At 61.4% G+C, this 2,762-nt stretch carries 1 pseudogene; it reads left to right on the forward strand.

The features are described 5' to 3' along the window. Positions 1 to 2,762: pseudogene (locus I5W_RS31945) on the forward strand (Ig-like domain-containing protein); the annotation flags it as partial.

Consider the following 2,762-nt stretch of genomic DNA (forward strand, 5'->3'; position numbering starts at 1 on the left):
CACAGGTCGCCTCGGCGGAGCTGGTGCAGGGCATCGTGAACAGGGTCAACAAGATCATCGGCCTGACAGCAGGCGCCATCGAGCAGCCCACGGCTGAGGACTACACCCTGATCGGTTGCAACATCACCGGCCTGGAGAACGCTCATCAATTGAGCCTGCTCAACTCGGTCATTGCCGCCAAGCCCATCTCCAAGAAGGACACCCCGGCAGAGATCGATACCCTGGGCGGGAAAGTCCGGTCATTGATGGAAAGCGTCAAGAACGGCACCCCCGCCAACCTGACTGCCGACTTGCTCACCGAACTGGGTCTGAGCGCAAATGGGCTCGAAGGCGATAGCTTCGCCACGAATTGGGCCGCCATCGCCTCCGGCATCGTCAGCGGCACGACCGATGGCAGCAACGTCAAGACGCTGGCTGATTTGCAAGAAGTCATCAAGCGTGCCGACGCCTCGCAAAAAAAGATCCGCATCTATGCGGCCGATGGAGCCGACGCTGACACTCCTACTGCGGATGACTACAAGTACATCGGCCTGGTCAAGGCCGCTGATGCCACCACCGGCGAGCGTGAACCGCTGGTGATCGCCACTCGCGTGGGCGCCATCAACGCCGCTCTGCGCACGACCTACATCGACAGCGCCAAGGCCAACACGCCAGCCAATCTCAAGACCATCGTCAACGCCTACAACGCCATCCTCGACAGCGCTGACGGCACAGCAGGCAGCACCGCTATCACGGCCGAGCAATACAAGGCCATTGGCGTGAGCATCGATGGCATCAGCACCGGCACCGCCAATGCTTCCACCCTGGCCCTGCTTAATTCGGTGATCGACATCAAGCAAAGCACCTCCGTCGACATCCCGGCCAAGATCGATGCGCTGGGCGAGATCGTCAACAAACTGATGCTGCAAGCCAAGTCCAGCGACTTCAGCGCCGAGAAGATCAGCTCGGACGACATCGAAAAGCTGGGCATCACCCTCAACGCCGTTGACGCAACAAAGAAGTCCGACGCGTTCAAGGCCGCGCTCTACGCCATCGCCAAGACCAGGGACGATGGCAGCGAAGTCGATTCCGTGACCGAGCTGCAAGAGCTGATCAATAAGGCCATGAAGGCCTACGACAAGGTCAGTAACTATGCCGCACTGGATGCAGAACCAAGCGGCTTCCCCAACGATGTAAATCGTCCTACCAAGGCCGACCTGGAAGCGCTGAAGCTGGACATCCCCGCCACTGTCAGCACCGACGAGGCCATTGCGGTGGCCGCCAGCTTGGCATCGGCCAACGTCAAGCCGTCCGATGTGAATACCTCAAGCAAGCTGCAAACCTTAGTGAATAGCTGGGATTATCTGCTCACGCTGGCCGACAGACTGGCCAACACTTCAGCGTTGACCGATGCGCAGCGCGTGCAATTCAACACTCACCTCGTGACGGTGGGCGCCAAGTCCGCCGAGTCCGCCGTTGAGACCAACCCCACCCTTGATCTGCTGCATTCCGCACTCGATCGCCTGGCCGTCAGCGCCATTCACGGTCCAGACAAGCTGGCCGCCCTGCTGGACAGCGCCAAGGCCTTGGTGGCCCTGGCAGCCACCAACAAAGCCTTCGCCGCCGATGAACTGCCCACCAAGTTGAACGTGGAGGAACTGATCAAGTTGGGCGTCATCCCCAGCGGCAGCAGCGCCAACACCGCTGCCGCCGTGCTCAGTGCGCTCTCGACAAAGGCCAGCAGCGACATCGACACCATGGCCGAAGTACTCGTCATTGCCAATGCCGCCAAGACCGCGCAAGAAAAGATCGCTGTCTATGCCGATGACACCAATAAGCCCGTCCCGGAGGTGACGGACTATGCCGCTGTCGGCCTGACCGTCGCTGCCGACATGCTCAGCGCCATCAATTCGGCCCTGGCCAGCTCGCCCATCAACGCCGCCCGCACCGGGGACCCGCACAAGATCAAGATCATCATTGATGCCTACGTCCGCGTGCTGGCCAGCCACACTGACGGCACCGCCGCTGCGGCCAAGGAAGATCTGGAGGCCATCGGCGTCACCGGCGTGAAGGAAGACAGCAAGACCCTGCTGGATAGCACCATCAAGGCCCTCACCGTAGAAAAGATCAAGGACCAGGCCCTGCTGCAAAAGGCCAGCAATGCCGTGGAAAAGATCGCCACTCTGGCCAAGCTCCCCGGCCATCCCGGCAGCGCTGATCCGAGCACCGACGACTTCAGCGCCCTGGGGGTGGACATGCAAGGCAAGCACGCGTCCAGCGCCACCTTGCTCGCCAGCGTCATCGCCAAACTGGGCAACTTCGCCGAGGTCGATAGCGTGGCCGAACTCACTGCCCTGCTCGCGCCCGTCGACAAGGTCTTGCAGTACGCCGCCGACGAAGGCAAGACCCCGGCGCTGCAACCCAGCATCGACAATCTGAAGGCCTTGGGCGTCACCATCAGCGACACCTACACCGCCGAGCAAAAAGCCGCCATCCTGGCTGCCATCGGCACCAGCGGCAAGGATGGCAGCCATGTCGATAGCGTGGCCGAGCTCGACACCCTGGTCACCGAGGCCGTGGCTGCGCTCGCGAAGATCAGCACCTATGCCGAAACCAACAACAACGTCGCCCAAGATATCCCCACGGCAGAGGACTACCGGAAGATGGGCGTAGCCAACGTCAGCGAAGAGAATGTCGGCGCCATCAACGCCGCCCTGGCTACCACCACTGTCACCGGTGACAAGGCCAATTCCCAGACTGAAGTGCAAGGCATCGTCAACGCC

The organism is Herbaspirillum sp. B65, from assembly GCF_000333555.1.
GTDB lineage: Bacteria > Pseudomonadota > Gammaproteobacteria > Burkholderiales > Burkholderiaceae_D > Herbaspirillum > Herbaspirillum rubrisubalbicans.